Source organism: Lactobacillus helveticus DSM 20075 = CGMCC 1.1877 (assembly GCF_000160855.1).
GTDB lineage: Bacteria > Bacillota > Bacilli > Lactobacillales > Lactobacillaceae > Lactobacillus > Lactobacillus helveticus.
The window spans coordinates 554,864-569,392 of sequence record NZ_GG700752.1; the positions used below are offsets into that span (position 1 = coordinate 554,864).

26 protein-coding genes are annotated in these 14,529 nt (G+C 39.2%); 25 read left to right on the plus strand and 1 reads right to left on the minus strand.

Annotated features, from left to right (window positions below):
- Positions 1-25: 25 nt before the first annotated feature.
- Positions 26-709: a prepilin peptidase gene (locus tag HMPREF0518_RS02525; protein ID WP_023191557.1), complete on the minus strand. Its 684-nt coding sequence runs from the start codon at positions 707-709 to the stop codon at positions 26-28.
- A 183-nt stretch (positions 710-892) separates the two neighbouring features.
- On the opposite strand from HMPREF0518_RS02525, the gene rpsL reads away from it, so the two are divergent.
- The 25 genes from rpsL (at position 893) to secY (ending at position 14,520) form a co-directional block, all read left to right on the plus strand.
- Positions 893-1,300 (plus strand): 30S ribosomal protein S12, encoded by a 408-nt coding sequence (rpsL, locus tag HMPREF0518_RS02530; RefSeq protein WP_003625772.1) that lies wholly within the window; start codon positions 893-895, stop codon positions 1,298-1,300.
- A 15-nt stretch (positions 1,301-1,315) separates the two neighbouring features.
- Complete coding sequence (rpsG, locus tag HMPREF0518_RS02535; protein WP_003625773.1) at positions 1,316-1,786, plus strand: 30S ribosomal protein S7; 471 nt, start codon at positions 1,316-1,318, stop codon at positions 1,784-1,786.
- Between the two features lie 34 nt (positions 1,787-1,820).
- The gene (gene fusA, locus HMPREF0518_RS02540; RefSeq protein ID WP_003625774.1) at positions 1,821-3,914 is read left to right on the plus strand and encodes an elongation factor G; all 2,094 of its coding nucleotides are present in this window, start codon (positions 1,821-1,823) and stop codon (positions 3,912-3,914) included.
- 317 nt (positions 3,915-4,231) lie between these two features.
- Positions 4,232-4,540, plus strand: a complete 309-nt coding sequence (rpsJ, locus tag HMPREF0518_RS02545; protein ID WP_003549023.1) for a 30S ribosomal protein S10 — start codon at positions 4,232-4,234, stop codon at positions 4,538-4,540.
- A gap of 23 nt (positions 4,541-4,563) precedes the next feature.
- Positions 4,564-5,202, plus strand: coding sequence for a 50S ribosomal protein L3 (rplC, locus tag HMPREF0518_RS02550; RefSeq protein ID WP_003625776.1), 639 nt, complete (start codon positions 4,564-4,566; stop codon positions 5,200-5,202).
- A 14-nt stretch (positions 5,203-5,216) separates the two neighbouring features.
- A complete protein-coding gene (gene rplD / locus HMPREF0518_RS02555) occupies positions 5,217-5,834 on the plus strand; it encodes a 50S ribosomal protein L4 (RefSeq protein WP_003625778.1) in 618 nt (205 codons plus the stop codon).
- The gene (rplW, locus tag HMPREF0518_RS02560; RefSeq protein ID WP_003625782.1) at positions 5,834-6,139 is read left to right on the plus strand and encodes a 50S ribosomal protein L23; all 306 of its coding nucleotides are present in this window, start codon (positions 5,834-5,836) and stop codon (positions 6,137-6,139) included. The genes rplD and rplW overlap by 1 nt, the downstream gene beginning before the upstream one ends.
- Positions 6,140-6,154: 15 nt before the next feature.
- A complete protein-coding gene (gene rplB / locus HMPREF0518_RS02565; protein ID WP_003631301.1) occupies positions 6,155-6,991 on the plus strand; it encodes a 50S ribosomal protein L2 in 837 nt (278 codons plus the stop codon).
- 18 nt (positions 6,992-7,009) lie between these two features.
- Positions 7,010-7,291, plus strand: a complete 282-nt coding sequence (gene rpsS, locus HMPREF0518_RS02570) for a 30S ribosomal protein S19 (protein ID WP_003625786.1) — start codon at positions 7,010-7,012, stop codon at positions 7,289-7,291.
- 19 nt (positions 7,292-7,310) lie between these two features.
- Positions 7,311-7,664: a 50S ribosomal protein L22 gene (gene rplV / locus HMPREF0518_RS02575; RefSeq protein ID WP_003625788.1), complete on the plus strand. Its 354-nt coding sequence runs from the start codon at positions 7,311-7,313 to the stop codon at positions 7,662-7,664.
- A 13-nt stretch (positions 7,665-7,677) separates the two neighbouring features.
- Entirely contained in the window at positions 7,678-8,352 is a 675-nt protein-coding gene (rpsC, locus tag HMPREF0518_RS02580; protein ID WP_003625790.1) for a 30S ribosomal protein S3, read from the plus strand.
- Complete coding sequence (rplP, locus tag HMPREF0518_RS02585) at positions 8,352-8,792, plus strand: 50S ribosomal protein L16 (RefSeq protein ID WP_003625792.1); 441 nt, start codon at positions 8,352-8,354, stop codon at positions 8,790-8,792. Before rpsC ends, rplP begins: the two co-directional genes overlap by 1 nt.
- The gene (gene rpmC, locus HMPREF0518_RS02590; RefSeq protein ID WP_003625794.1) at positions 8,782-8,979 is read left to right on the plus strand and encodes a 50S ribosomal protein L29; all 198 of its coding nucleotides are present in this window, start codon (positions 8,782-8,784) and stop codon (positions 8,977-8,979) included. The genes rplP and rpmC overlap by 11 nt, the downstream gene beginning before the upstream one ends.
- Positions 8,980-8,997: 18 nt before the next feature.
- The gene (gene rpsQ, locus HMPREF0518_RS02595) at positions 8,998-9,264 is read left to right on the plus strand and encodes a 30S ribosomal protein S17 (RefSeq protein ID WP_003631302.1); all 267 of its coding nucleotides are present in this window, start codon (positions 8,998-9,000) and stop codon (positions 9,262-9,264) included.
- A 31-nt stretch (positions 9,265-9,295) separates the two neighbouring features.
- A complete protein-coding gene (rplN, locus tag HMPREF0518_RS02600; protein WP_003625798.1) occupies positions 9,296-9,664 on the plus strand; it encodes a 50S ribosomal protein L14 in 369 nt (122 codons plus the stop codon).
- A gap of 19 nt (positions 9,665-9,683) precedes the next feature.
- Positions 9,684-9,917 (plus strand): 50S ribosomal protein L24, encoded by a 234-nt coding sequence (rplX, locus tag HMPREF0518_RS02605; RefSeq protein WP_003549035.1) that lies wholly within the window; start codon positions 9,684-9,686, stop codon positions 9,915-9,917.
- Positions 9,918-9,931: 14 nt separating this feature from the next.
- Complete coding sequence (gene rplE / locus HMPREF0518_RS02610; RefSeq protein ID WP_003625800.1) at positions 9,932-10,474, plus strand: 50S ribosomal protein L5; 543 nt, start codon at positions 9,932-9,934, stop codon at positions 10,472-10,474.
- A gap of 12 nt (positions 10,475-10,486) precedes the next feature.
- The gene (locus HMPREF0518_RS02615; protein WP_003549037.1) at positions 10,487-10,672 is read left to right on the plus strand and encodes a type Z 30S ribosomal protein S14; all 186 of its coding nucleotides are present in this window, start codon (positions 10,487-10,489) and stop codon (positions 10,670-10,672) included.
- A 24-nt stretch (positions 10,673-10,696) separates the two neighbouring features.
- Complete coding sequence (gene rpsH / locus HMPREF0518_RS02620) at positions 10,697-11,095, plus strand: 30S ribosomal protein S8 (protein WP_003625802.1); 399 nt, start codon at positions 10,697-10,699, stop codon at positions 11,093-11,095.
- Positions 11,096-11,119: 24 nt separating this feature from the next.
- Positions 11,120-11,650, plus strand: coding sequence for a 50S ribosomal protein L6 (gene rplF / locus HMPREF0518_RS02625; RefSeq protein ID WP_003625803.1), 531 nt, complete (start codon positions 11,120-11,122; stop codon positions 11,648-11,650).
- Between the two features lie 25 nt (positions 11,651-11,675).
- Positions 11,676-12,035 carry a 50S ribosomal protein L18 gene (gene rplR, locus HMPREF0518_RS02630; protein ID WP_003625805.1) on the plus strand — a complete coding sequence of 120 codons (360 nt, stop codon included), beginning with the start codon at positions 11,676-11,678 and terminating at the stop codon, positions 12,033-12,035.
- A gap of 17 nt (positions 12,036-12,052) precedes the next feature.
- Positions 12,053-12,559, plus strand: a complete 507-nt coding sequence (gene rpsE / locus HMPREF0518_RS02635) for a 30S ribosomal protein S5 (RefSeq protein ID WP_003625807.1) — start codon at positions 12,053-12,055, stop codon at positions 12,557-12,559.
- Positions 12,560-12,575: 16 nt separating this feature from the next.
- Positions 12,576-12,761: a 50S ribosomal protein L30 gene (gene rpmD, locus HMPREF0518_RS02640; protein ID WP_003625808.1), complete on the plus strand. Its 186-nt coding sequence runs from the start codon at positions 12,576-12,578 to the stop codon at positions 12,759-12,761.
- A 23-nt stretch (positions 12,762-12,784) separates the two neighbouring features.
- Complete coding sequence (gene rplO, locus HMPREF0518_RS02645; RefSeq protein WP_003625809.1) at positions 12,785-13,225, plus strand: 50S ribosomal protein L15; 441 nt, start codon at positions 12,785-12,787, stop codon at positions 13,223-13,225.
- Entirely contained in the window at positions 13,225-14,520 is a 1,296-nt protein-coding gene (secY, locus tag HMPREF0518_RS02650; RefSeq protein WP_003625811.1) for a preprotein translocase subunit SecY, read from the plus strand. Before rplO ends, secY begins: the two co-directional genes overlap by 1 nt.
- Positions 14,521-14,529: the final 9 nt, after the last annotated feature.

Consider the following 14,529-nt stretch of genomic DNA (forward strand, 5'->3'; position numbering starts at 1 on the left):
CTATTCATAAAGTAGGAACGCTTTTTTAGTTTAAGAATTGCGTAAAAATTAGTCCTAAAAAGATAAAAGGAATGAAAGGATAGTGATAGTTGGCATCATTGTTTTCAATTGCAAAAAATAATAAAAGCAAGAAGCAGGCAAATAAAAATATTATGTTAGCAGTAGAAGGCGTTAAGTAACTGGCAATAGCGAGATAAATTAATAGATCGCCTAATCCCATTTTATGTTTAATAATATTCCAACAAAAAATTGAAATAATTGATACGAAGGAAATAAAATCTAAGGTCGTAAAAGCAGAAAGTTTATTTTCGAAGGTAGCAATAAACATTGCAGGGAAAAGAAATAATAGATCGAATTCATTTTCATAGAAATCAGAGATGGCAGTTAAAAGAAGAGAGGAAAGGAATACAGAATTCGTAATGCCATTAATAGAGCTGAAATCAATTAGAGAAAAAGCAAATCCTTCCACCAATTCAAATAAAAACAATTCGCTTGGAATAGGTTGCTTGCAATAACGACAACGTCCTCTTAATAGTAAATAAGAAATAATGGGAATCTCGTCCAGCAGGGATAATTCAAAGTGACAATATTTGCAATAGGAACGAGAAAAAATAAAATTTTTATTCTCCCATCGATCAAAAATTACAGCCATGTGGGATGCAATACAAGTTCCAATTACAAAATTAGTAAAAAGATAAATTAAATTCAAAAAAATCACCTCACTATTTAATACGCAAAAAATCATCACTTTTCTTTTTTTATTTTGAAAAAGTTTGATTTCTCTTAAAAACCGAGTACAATAGTGTTTGTATGTTTTGAACAGTCTATTCGTGAGTTTAAAAAGAAACTCCCGGATGTGTGAACAAAATAGTAATTTTAGGAGGAAATTTTAATGCCAACCATTAATCAATTGGTAAGAAAAGGCCGTCATTCAAAGGTTACTAAGTCAAAGTCACCTGCTTTGAATTACAGCTACAACAGTATAAAGAAGGAATCAGTATTCAACCCAGCTCCACAAATGCGTGGTGTTGCAACTCGTGTTGGTACTATGACTCCAAAGAAGCCTAACTCAGCTTTACGTAAGTACGCTCGTGTACGTCTTTCAAACTTAATCGAAGTTACTGCTTACATTCCAGGTGAAGGCCACAACTTGCAAGAACACTCAGTTGTTTTAATTCGTGGTGGTCGTGTAAAGGACCTTCCTGGTGTTCGTTACCACATCATTCGTGGTGCCCTCGATACTGCCGGTGTTGATGGCAGAAAGCAAAGCCGTTCTAAGTACGGTACTAAGAAAGATTAAAGGAGGAGTTAAATAATGCCTAGAAAAGGTCACGTAACTAAAAGAGCCGTTTTAGCAGATCCAGTTTACAACTCAAAGCTTGTTACCAAGTTAATTAACCACTTGATGATTGATGGTAAGAGAGCTAAGGCATCTTCAATCCTTTACGATGCTTTCAACATTGTTCAAGACAAGACTGGTAAGGAACCACTTGATGTATTTGAAGAAGCTATGAACAACGTTATGCCAGTTTTGGAAGTTAGAGCTCGCCGTATCGGTGGTTCAAACTACCAAATCCCAGTTGAAGTACGTCCTGAAAGAAGAACTACTTTAGGTTTAAGATGGCTTGTTTCATATGCTCGTTTACGTAACGAACACACTATGGATGAACGATTAGCTAACGAAATCATTGACGCTTCAAACAACACTGGTTCAGCTGTTAAGAAGCGTGAAGACGTTCACCGTATGGCTGAAGCTAACCGTGCATTTGCACACTACCGCTTCTAATTTGTTCGTTTTAATTTAAGGAGAGAAACAATTTATGGCTAACAAGCGTGAATTTCCATTAGCAAAGACACGTAACATTGGTATTATGGCCCACATTGATGCGGGTAAGACTACTACTACTGAACGTATCCTTTACTACACTGGTAAGATCCACAAAATTGGTGAAACTCACGAAGGTGATTCACAAATGGACTGGATGGATGAAGAAAAGGAACGTGGTATCACTATTACTTCTGCAGCCACTACTGCACAATGGAAGGACCACAGAATTAACATTATCGATACCCCAGGACACGTTGACTTCACTATCGAAGTTGAACGTTCACTTCGTGTTCTTGATGGTGCTGTAACTGTTCTTGATGCTCAAGCTGGTGTTGAACCACAAACTGAAAACGTATGGCGTCAAGCTGAAACTTACGGTGTTCCTCGTATTGTTTTTGTTAACAAGATGGATAAGATTGGTGCTGACTTTGATAAGTCAGTTAAGTCATTGCACGAACGTTTAAACGCTAACGCTCACGCAGTTCAAATGCCAATCGGTTCAGCTGATACTTTTGAAGGTGTCATCGACTTAATTAACATGGTTGCTGATATCTACGACGAAGACAAGCTTGGTTCAAAGTGGGCTACTGTACCAATTCCTGATCAATACAAGGAAGAAGCTGAAAAGCGTCGTGGTGAATTAATTGAAGCTGTTGCTGATGTTGACGACGGCATCATGGAAAAATACCTTGGCGGTGAAGAAATTTCTAACGACGAATTAAAGGCAGCTATCCGTAAGGCTACTTTGAACTTGGAATTCTTCCCAGTATATGCTGGTTCAGCATTCAAGAACAAGGGTGTTCAAATGATGCTTGATGGTGTTATTGACTACTTGCCATCACCACTTGATGTTAAGCCTTATGTTGCTCACGATCCTAAGACTGGTGACGAAGTTGAACTTATGGCTGACGACAAGAAGCCATTTGCAGCTCTTGCATTTAAGATTGCTACTGACCCATTCGTAGGTCGTTTGACATTCATCCGTGTTTACACTGGTTCTCTTGAATCAGGTTCATACGTTTTGAACGCATCAAAGAACTCACGTGAACGTGTAGGTCGTTTGCTTCAAATGCACGCCAACTCAAGAACTGAAATTCCAGAAGTATTCTCAGGTGATATTGCCGGTGCCATCGGTTTGAAGAACACCACTACTGGTGACTCATTAACTGACCCAGATCACCCACTTATTTTGGAAAGCTTGAAAGTTCCAGATCCAGTTATCCAAGTTTCTGTTGAACCTAAGTCAAAGGCTGACCGTGATAAGATGGATGTTGCTTTGCAAAAGCTTACTGAAGAAGACCCAACCTTTAGAGCTGAAACTAACCCAGAAACTGGTCAAACTTTGATCTCAGGTATGGGTGAACTTCACCTTGATATCATGGTTGAACGTATGAGACGTGAATTTAACGTTGATGCTAAGATCGGTGAACCACAAGTTGCTTACCGTGAAACCTTCACTAAGGAAGCTAAGGCTCAAGGTAAGTTTGTTCGTCAATCAGGTGGTAAAGGTCAATACGGTGACGTTTGGATTGACTTTACTCCTAACGAAGAGGGTAAGGGTTACGAATTTGAAGATGCCATCGTTGGTGGTGTTGTTCCTCGTGAATTCATTCCTTCAGTTGACCAAGGTTTACAAGAAGCTATGAAGAATGGTGTTCTTGCAGGTTACCCATTAATTGACGTTAAGGCTAAGCTTTACGATGGTAGTTACCACGAAGTCGACTCATCAGAAGCTGCCTTCAAGGTTGCTGCTTCACTTGCTTTGAAGAATGCTGCTTCAAAGGCTGGCGCTGTTATCTTGGAACCAATTATGAAGGTTCAAGTAACTACTCCAGAAGAATACTTAGGTGATGTTATGGGTTCAATCACTGCTCGTCGTGGTACTATGGAAGGTATGGAAGACAGAGCCGGTGCTAAGGTCATTAACTCATTTGTTCCACTTTCAGAAATGTTTGGTTACGCAACTACTTTGCGTTCATCAACTCAAGGTCGTGGTACATTTACTATGGTATTTGATCACTACTCACCAACACCTAAGTCAATTCAAGCTGATATCATTAAGAAACGCGGCGGCGAAGCTGAATAATTTTTAACGATAAAAAGTTTTAATACTTTTAGCTTAATTGAAAACAATTACATATAAAAAAGAGTTATTGAGAATTTTCAATAACTCTTTTTTGTAAATCTTTTTAAGAAAAAATGCCCGTAAGCCTTGATATTTAGGGGAAGACAAAGTACAATAGTTTTTGTGCTTAAGGGACAATTGTGTCCTGGGCAATTAATATTTTTGTAAAGTGTTGACGCAAAAGGTTGCGGCACGCCAGGCTGCATTGCCACAGTGGCGTGCGGGGAATTTTTGCCGAGCAAGTCATCTTTTAAAGAAGACGTTAAGGGGGTAATTTAATGGCAAGTCAAACAATTCGTATTAGACTTAAGTCTTACGAACACGGTATTCTCGATGAATCAGCTGCTAAGATCGTAGCTACTGCAAAGAGAACTGGTGCTGAAATTTCAGGTCCGGTTCCTCTTCCAACAGAAAGAACTTTATTCACTGTTCTTCGTTCACCACACAAGAACAAGGACTCACGTGAACAATTCGAAATGCGTACTCACAAGCGTTTAATCGACATTTTGAATCCAACACCTAAGACTGTTGATTCATTAATGAAACTTGATCTTCCAAGTGGCGTAGACATCGAAATTAAATTGTAATTTAAATAGAAAGAGGTGTAATCATGACCAAAGGAATCTTAGGAAGAAAAGTTGGTATGACTCAAATCTTTACTAAAGATGGTGTCCTTGTTCCTGTAACAGTTGTAGAAGCAACTCCTAACGTTGTTATGCAAGTTAAGACTGTTGAATCAGACGGTTACGAAGCTGTTCAATTAGGTTACCAAGACAAACGTGAAGTTTTGAGCAACAAACCAGAAAAAGGTCATGCTGATAAAGCAAAGACTTCACCTAAGCGCTTCATTCGGGAAATCCGCGGTGTTGAGCTTAAGGACTATGAAGTCGGCTCAGAAGTTACTGTGGATACATTCAAGGAAGGTGACGTTGTAAACGTTACTGGTACTTCAAGAGGTCATGGATACCAAGGTAACATCAAGCGTTGGGGCCAATCAAGAGGACCAGAAACCCACGGTTCAAGATACCATAGAATTCCTGGTTCAATGGGTTCCATCATTAACCGTGTACCCAAGGGCAAGCGTTTGCCAGGTCACATGGGTATGAAGAAAGTTACCATTGAAAACTTAGTAATTGAAAAAGTTGTAGCAGACAAGAACGTATTGATGATCAAGGGCAATGTTCCAGGTGCTAAGAACTCATTGATCGTTGTTAAGACTGCTTCTAAAGCTGTTAAGGCTGATAAATAGGAAGGAGGACTAGAATGGCTAATTTAAAAGTTATGGATCAAAACGGTAAAGATTCTGGTGAAGTTACTTTAAACGATAAAGTTTTTGGTATTGAACCTAACGAAAGTGTCGTTTTTGAAGCAATCATTAGACAAAGAGCCGGTAAGCGTCAAGGTACCTCAAAGGTTAAGAACAGATCTGCCGTTCGCGGTGGTGGTAAGAAGCCTTGGAGACAAAAGGGTACTGGTCGTGCTCGTCAAGGTTCTATCAGATCTCCACAATGGCGTGGTGGTGGTACAGTGTTTGGCCCAACACCTCGTTCATACGCATACACGATGCCAAGAAAGCAACGTCGTTTGGCTATTAAGTCAGTTCTTTCCCAAAAGATGATTGATAAGGATTTGATTGTTTTAGATAAGTTGGCTATGTCAGCACCTAAGACTAAGGATTTAGTATCAATGTTAAACAGCTTAAATGTTGATGGTAAAGTTTTAATTGTTTCAGATGATAACAATGTACAACTTTCCGCCAGAAACTTAGCTAAGGTTAAGGCTGTTCCAGTTAACGGTTTAAACGTTGAAGACGCAGTTAACTATGGTAAGTTAATCTTGACTCAAGATGCTGTTAAGAAGATCGAGGAGGTTTTGGCTTAATGGACGTACGCGATATCATTTTAAGACCCGTCATTACTGAAAAGTCCACGAACTTAATGGATGATAAGAAGTACACATTCGACGTGCTTTTAACTGCAACCAAAACACAAGTTCGCAATGCTGTTGAAGAAATCTTCGATGTTAAGGTAAAGAACGTTAACATTATGAATGTTCGCGGTAAAGACAAGCGAGTAGGTCGTTACACTGGTAAGACTGCTCGTCGTAGAAAGGCAATCGTTACTTTGACTAACGATTCAAACGACATCAAGATTTTCCAAGACGAAAATAAAGAAGACAACAAGTAATAGGAGGTCAGTCAATTGGCTATTAAGATTTACAAGCCAACCACTAATGGTCGTCGTCATATGACTTCTTCCGACTTTGCTGAGATTACCAAGACAAAGCCTGAAAAGACTTTACTTGAATCACAATCACATACTGCAGGTCGTAACTCATATGGTCACATCACTGTAAGACACCGTGGTGGTGGTCACAAACAAAAATACCGTATCATCGACTTTAAGCGTAACAAGGACAATACAAAGGCAGTTGTAAAGGCTATCGAATACGATCCAAACAGAACTGCTAACATTGCATTGCTTCACTACACTGATGGTATTAAAGCTTACATCTTAGCACCTAAGGGATTAAAGGTTGGCGATATCGTTGAATCAGGCGATTCAGTTGACATTAAGCCAGGTAACGCATTAGCATTAAAGAACATCCCATCTGGTACTTCAATTCACAACATTGAATTAAAGCCAGGCAAGGGTGGCCAACTTGTAAGAAGTGCTGGTGCTTCTGCTCAAGTTTTGGGTGTTGATGGTGACTACACTTTAGTAAGATTACAAAGTGGTGAAGTTCGTAAGATCTTGTCATCATGCCGTGCAACTATCGGTGTTGTAGGTAACGAACAACATTCATTAATTAAATTAGGTAAAGCTGGTCGTAAGCGTTGGTTAGGCAAGCGTCCTCAATCACGTGGTTCCGTAATGAACCCTAACGATCACCCACATGGTGGTGGTGAAGGTAAGGCTCCAGTTGGTCGTCCACAACCTATGACTCCATGGGGTAAGAAGGCTCGTGGTATCAAGACTAGAGATACCAAGAAGGCTAGCGAGAAGTTAATCATTCGTCACCGTAAAGGTAGCAAGTAATAGAAGGAGGGTTAATTAATGAGCCGTAGTATTAAAAAAGGTCCTTTTGCTGATGCATCATTATTAAAGAAGGTTGATGCACAAGCAGATGCAGATAAGAAGCAAGTTATTAAAACTTGGTCACGTCGTTCAACTATTTTCCCTTCCTTTGTTGGGTTGACTATAGCTGTTTACGATGGTAGAAAACATGTCCCAGTATATATTACTGAAGATATGGTTGGTCATAAGTTAGGTGAATTTGTTCCAACAAGAACTTTCCATGGACACAAATCCACTGAAGATAAAACCACAGCAAAATAGAGGAAGGAGAAACATCTAAATGGCAGAACAAATTAGTTCAGCTAAGGCAGAAGCAAGAACTGTTCGCATTGCTCCAAGAAAAGCTCGTTTGGTCGTTGACTTAATTCGTGGTAAGAGCGTTGCCGAAGCATTAGCAATCTTAGAATTTACGCCTAGAGCTGCTTCCCCAATCGTTGAAAAAGTTTTACGTTCAGCAATTGCTAACGCAGAACACAACTACGATCTTGAAAGTGCAAATCTTTACGTATCAGAAGCATATGTAAACGAAGGTGCTACTTTGAAGAGATTCCGTCCCCGTGCTAAGGGTATGGCTTCTCCAATTAACAAGAGAACCAGTCACGTAGTTGTAGTAGTTTCAGAAAAGAACGATTAAGGGAGGTATATTAATGGGTCAAAAGATTAACCCAAACGGTTTTCGTCTCGGTGTCATCCATGATTGGGAATCAAAATGGTATGCTGACAAAGGATACAAAGAAACTTTAAATGAAGACCTTCGAATCAGAAAGTTTATTTCAAAGAAATTGAAGGATGCTTCAGTATCCACTGTTGAAATTGAACGTGCAGCTAACAGAATTAACATTTCAATTCACACTGCAAAGCCAGGTATGGTAATTGGTAAAGGTGGTTCTGAAGTTGAAGCATTGAGAAAGCAATTAAATGCTTTAACTGGCAAGCAAGTTCACATTAATATTGTTGAAATTAAGAAACCAGATCTTGATGCTGAATTGGTAGCAGATAGTATTGCTCGTCAACTTGAAGCTCGTATTGCTTTCAGACGTGCTATGCGTCAAGCTACTCAAAGAGCTATGCGTGCTGGTGCCAAGGGTATTAAGGTTCAAACTTCTGGTCGTTTGAACGGTGCCGACATGGCAAGAAGAGAATGGCACACAGAAGGTCGTGTTCCATTACAAACTTTGAGAGCTGATATTGATTACGCTTGGGTAAATGCCTTCACTACTTATGGTGAAATTGGTGTTCGAGTTTGGATCAACCGTGGCGAAATCTTACCTACTCGTAAGAACAAGCCAGCTTCAAAGCCAGCGAAGGGAGGAAATAGATAATGCCTTTAGTACCAAAACGAGTAAAACACCGTCGTGAATTCCGTGGTAAGATGCGTGGTGCTGCTAAAGGTGGTAAATATATTGCCTTTGGTGAATACGGTCTTGAAGCCCTCGAATCACATTGGATTACTAACCGTCAAATCGAAGCTGCTCGTGTTGCTATGACACGTTACATGAAGCGTGGCGGTAAAGTTTGGATTAGAATTTTCCCTCAAAAGTCATACACTGCAAAAGGTGTAGGTGTACGTATGGGTTCTGGTAAAGGTGCACCTGCAGGTTGGGTAGCTGTAGTTAAGAGAGAAAAGATTATGTTTGAAATTGGTGGTGTTGATGAAGCAACTGCTCGTGAAGCTTTGAGACTTGCTTCAACTAAGTTACCAATTAAGACTAAGTTTGTAACTAGAAGTTCGGAAGTAGGTGGCGAATCTAATGAAGGCTAAAGATATCAGAGCATTAACCACTGATCAAATGTTAGAAAAAGAAAAGCAATATAAAGAAGAGCTCTTTAATTTGCGTTTCCAACAAGCAACGGGTCAATTAGAAAATACCGCTCGCTTGAGTAAAGTCCGCAAGAATATCGCCAGAATTAAGACTATTCTGAGCGAAAAAGCATTAGAAAACAATTAGTGGAAGGGAGCTATTAACTTGAGCGAAACAAACGAAAGAAATCGTCGTCACGTATACCAAGGTCGTGTAGTTTCTGATAAGATGGACAAGACTATCGTAGTCGTTGTTGATACTTACAAGAACCACCCAGTTTACAGCAAGCGTATTAGATATTCTAAGAAGTACTACGCACAAGACGAAAATAACGAAGCTAAAGTTGGCGATACTGTACGTATCATGGAAACCCGTCCATTATCTCGTAAGAAGCGCTTCCGTTTAGTAAAGATTGTTAAGAAATCTGTTTAATTTGCGGATTTAGTGAGGGGAGGATTCTACAGTGATTCAAAACGAATCTCGTTTAAAGGTTGCTGATAACTCTGGTGCCAGAGAACTTTTAGTTATTAGAGTCTTAGGCGGTTCAAAGCGTAAGACTGGTAACATTGGTGACATCGTTGTATGTACTGTTAAGCAAGCAACACCAGGTGGCGTTGTCAAAAAAGGCGACGTTGTAAAAGCTGTAATTGTCAGAACAAAGTCAGGTGTACGTCGTGAAGATGGTTCATACATCAAATTCGATGAAAATGCTGGAGTAATTATTAACGCAGATAAGAGCCCACGTGGTACTCGTATCTTTGGGCCAGTTGCACGTGAGTTACGTGAGTACGACTTTATGAAGATCGTCTCTCTTGCTCCTGAAGTCTTATAATTGATAGTGAGGTGCACTGATGTTCGTTAAAACTGGTGACAAGGTAAAAGTTATTGCCGGAAAAGATAAAGGTAAAGAAGGTACTGTTCTTTCTGTTAATGTTAAGAAGAACCGTGTAGTTGTTAAGGGTGTTAACAAGATTAAGAAGCACCAAAAGCCTTCTCAAACCAACGCTAACGGTGGTGTAGTTGAATCAGAAGGTTCAATTCATGCATCAAACGTTAAAGTAATTAGTAAAAAAGAAGATAAGTAGAAGGGAGGACACAAATGGCAAGTTATTTAGCTGAAGAATACAAAGAAAAAGTAGCTCCTGCATTGGCAGAAAAGTTTGATTACAAGTCATCAATGCAAATTCCAAAGATCGATAAGATCGTTTTGAACATGGGTGTCGGTGACGCTGTTTCTAACGCCAAGAACTTGGATGAAGCTGTTGAAGAATTAACTTTAATTTCTGGTCAAAAGCCATTAATTACTAAGGCAAAGAAGTCAATCGCTAACTTCCGTTTACGTGAAGGTATGTCTATCGGTGCTAAGGTAACTCTTAGAGGCGACAGAATGTATGACTTCTTATACAAGTTAATCAATGTTTCTCTTCCACGTGTTCGTGACTTCCGTGGTGTATCAACTCGTTCATTTGATGGTCGTGGTAACTACACTTTAGGTGTTAAGGAACAATTGATTTTTCCAGAAATCGATTTTGATAAAGTTAACCGTACTAGAGGTTTAGACATTGTTATCGTAACTACTGCCAAGACTGATGAAGAAGCTCGTGAACTTTTGATTCAATTTGGTATGCCGTTTGCAAGATAGTGGAGGACATTAATGGCTAAAACATCACAAAAAATCAGAAATCGTCGTCCTGCTAAGTTCTCTTCACGCGAATATACACGTTGCGAGAGATGTGGTCGTCCACATTCCGTGTACCGTAAATTCGGTTTATGCCGTATTTGCTTAAAGGAATTAGCACACAAGGGTCAAATCCCTGGTCTTAAAAAGGCTAGTTGGTAGTATACGGTTAGGAGGATAGCTTAAATGGTCATGACAGATCCAATCGCAGATTACTTGACTAGAATCAGAAATGCCAACATGGCAAAGCACGATTCAGTTGAAATTCCTGCATCAAATATTAAAAAGTCTATTTCAGAAATTTTGAAACGTGAGGGTTTCATCCGTGATTACGAAGTTGCTGATGATAACAAGCAAGGCGTTATCAAGGTATTCTTGAAATATGGTCCAAATGGAGAACGTGTTATTTCAGGCTTAAAGCGTATTTCTAAGCCAGGTCTTAGAAACTACGTAAGTGCTGAAGACTTACCTAAAGTTCTCAATGGTTTAGGCATTGCCATCGTTTCTACTTCTGCTGGTGTTATTACTGACAAAGAAGCAAGACAAAAGAACGTTGGCGGCGAAGTAATTGCCTACGTTTGGTAATACTGACAGAAAGGAGAACAATTAATGAGCCGAATCGGTTTAAAGACTATTGAAGTCCCTGACAGTGTCACTGTTACCAAGGACGGCGACAACATTACTGTTAAGGGCCCTAAGGGTGAATTAACTAGATACTTCGATCCAAAGATCACTTTTGAACAAAAAGATGGTGAAATTAACTTTTCACGTTCAAGCGAAAGTGATAAAGCACTTCACGGTACTGAAAGAGCTAACTTGGCTTCAATGATCGAAGGTGTAGTTAACGGTTATAAGAAGACTTTGAAGTTAATCGGTGTTGGTTACCGTGCACAAGTACAAGGCAACAAGGTTACTTTAAACGTTGGTTATTCTCACCCAGTTGTATTGACTGCACCAGAAGGTGTTACTGTTAAGGCAACTTCAGCAACTGATGTAGAAGTTGAAGGTGTTTCAAAGCAAGATGTAGGTCAATTTGCAGCTGAAATCCGCGCCGTACGTCCACCAGAACCTTATAAGGGTAAAGGTATTCGTTATGTTGATGAATACGTACGTCGTAAGGAAGGTAAGACTGGTAAGTAATAAGTAGTTATTTTGAGGTGAAATTGTGATTTCTAAACCAGATAAAAATAAGTTACGCTTAAAGCGTCATAAACGTATTCGTAGCAAGATTTCTGGTACTGCTGAGCGCCCACGCTTAAGCATTTTTCGTTCAAATAAAAACATCTACGCTCAATTAATTGATGACGTAGCGGGTGTTACGCTTGCAAGCGCCTCAAGTTTGGATGAAAACGTATCAGAAGATGCAACTAAGGTAGAACAAGCTACTGCTGTAGGTAAGGCTATTGCTGAAGCTGCAAAGGCTAAGAACATTTCTACTGTTGTATTTGATAGAAGTGGTTACTTATACCACGGCCGTATTCAAGCATTAGCTGATGCTGCTCGTGAAAACGGATTAGATTTCTAGGAAAGGAGAATTAACACATGGCAAACCGTAATGATTCTCGTAATAATCGCAGAAACAAAGACGATATCGAAGATCAATTAGTCGCTGTTAACCGTATCACTAAGGTTGTTAAGGGTGGTCGCCGTATGAGATTTGCTGCTCTTGTTGTTGTTGGCGACAAGAAAGGCCGTGTAGGCTTTGGTACTGGTAAAGCTCAAGAAGTCCCAGAAGCAATCCGTAAGGCTGTAGAAGACGGTAAGAAGAAGATGATTAACGTACCTAAGGTTGGTACTACTATTCCTCATGAAGTTATTGGTCACTACGGTTCAGGTAACATTTTATTGAAGCCTGCTGAAGCTGGTTCTGGTGTTGCTGCCGGTGGTGCCGTACGTATCGTTATGGATATGGCTGGTATTTCAGACGTAACTTCAAAGTCACTTGGTTCTAATACTCCAATCAACGTTGTTCGTGCAACTATTGATGGTTTGAAGAAGCTTAGAACTAGCGAAGAAGTAAATAAACTTCGTCAACCTGAAAGAGCTTAGATTAGGGAGATCATAGATGACTGATTTAAAGATTACTTTAATTAGAAGTGCTGCTCACAGTCTACCTGAACAAAGAAAGACTGTTAAAGCTCTTGGCTTAGGTAGAGTAAATAGTACTGTTGTTCTTCCAGACAACGCTGCTACTCGCGGTGCATTATTAAAAATTGCTCACTTAATCTCTGTTGAAGAGATTAATAAATAAGATATCAAGGAGGTGCCAAATTAATGAAGCTTCATGAATTACATTCTGCTGAAGGCTCACGTCGCAATAGAAAGCGTGTTGGTCGTGGTACTTCAAGTGGTTACGGTAAGACTTCTGGCCGTGGTCAAAAGGGTCAATTGGCTCGTCAAGGCGGTCATACACGTTTAGGTTTTGAAGGTGGTCAAATGCCATTGTTCAGAACTATGCCAAAGCGTGGTTTCAAGAATATTAACCGTAAAGAATATGCAATTGTAAACTTAGATGACTTAAATAAGTTCAATGACGGCAGTGAAGTAACTGTTGAAACTCTTAAAGAAAACGGTTTGGTAAAGAAAGAATTATCGGGCGTTAAGTTACTTGGCAACGGTGAATTGAAAGTTAAATTAACTGTAAAGGTTAACAAAGTTTCCGCAGCTGCTAAGAAAGCAGTTGAAGCCGCTGGCGGAACTGTTGAGGTGATCTAATGTTTTCGACCTTGAAGAACGCATTTAAGGATAAAGAAATTAGAAATAAGATTTATTTTACTCTCTTTATTCTTTTAATATACCGGATTGGTGCTAATATTGCTGTTCCTGGTATTAATGCAAAGGCGATCACGCAGGTTGCTCAAACTGGACTAGTTCCAATGCTAGATACTGTATCTGGTGGTGGACTAGATAACTATTCAATATTCTCCTTGGGTGTTTCTCCCTACATTACGGCACAAATTGTAATTCAATTATTGCAAATGGATATCGTACCTACATTAGTAGAATGGGGAAAACAAGGTGAAGTTGGGCGTCGTAAAACAAATCAAGTTACTAGATACTTAACATTAGTAGTTGCTTTTGTTCAAAGTATTGGTATTACACTTGGTTTTAACGCTTTAACTCAAATGGGGTTAGTAAAAAGCCAAACTCCACAAACCTATATAGAAATTGCTATTATCATGACTGCCGGAACCATGTTGTTAACATGGTTGGGTGATGAAATCACAGATAAAGGTCTTGGAAATGGTGTATCAGTAATTATCTTTGCTGGTATTATTGCAAGATTACCTAGTGGTTTATGGCAAATCTATAAAGAAGGGGTTATTAATAATAGTGCCAGTGATCGTTGGCAAGGTATTTTGTTCTTCATCGCGATTATAGTTGCAATCCTTATCGTAACCCAATTGGTTACGTGGGTTGAACAAGCTGATCGTCGTATTCCTATTCAGTATACAAGAAGAGCGACGATTAGTGGTTCTGAAAGTTTTCTACCATTAAAGGTTAATGTATCTGGAGTTATTCCAGTTATTTTTGCCAGTTCTTTTATTGTTACACCGGCAACAATTTTAATGGCCTTTCAAAGAACCCAAGGTGATCAGCAATGGTTTAAAGTAATGAACCAGATCTTTAGTTTACAAACTACACCTGGAGTTATTATCTACACCTTTTTAATTATCTTATTTACATTCTTCTATGCTTTTGTACAGGTTAACCCTGAGAAGCTAGCAGAAAACTTACAAAAACAAGGTGCTTACATTCCTAGCGTTTGGCCAGGAAAAGATACCCAGAATTATATTTCAAAAATGTTGATTAAATTATCAACTGTAGGTTCAGTATTTTTAGGCTTAGTTGCATTATTACCTCAATTAGCTACTAACTTTTGGAATCTCCCAAGTTCCATTGGTTTAGGAGGAACAAGTCTTTTAATTGTTATTGGGGTTGTTCTTGAGTTATCTCGTCAAATTAATGGATTGTTAATGAAGAGAGAATATGTTGGATTCATCAGATAGGAACGGATA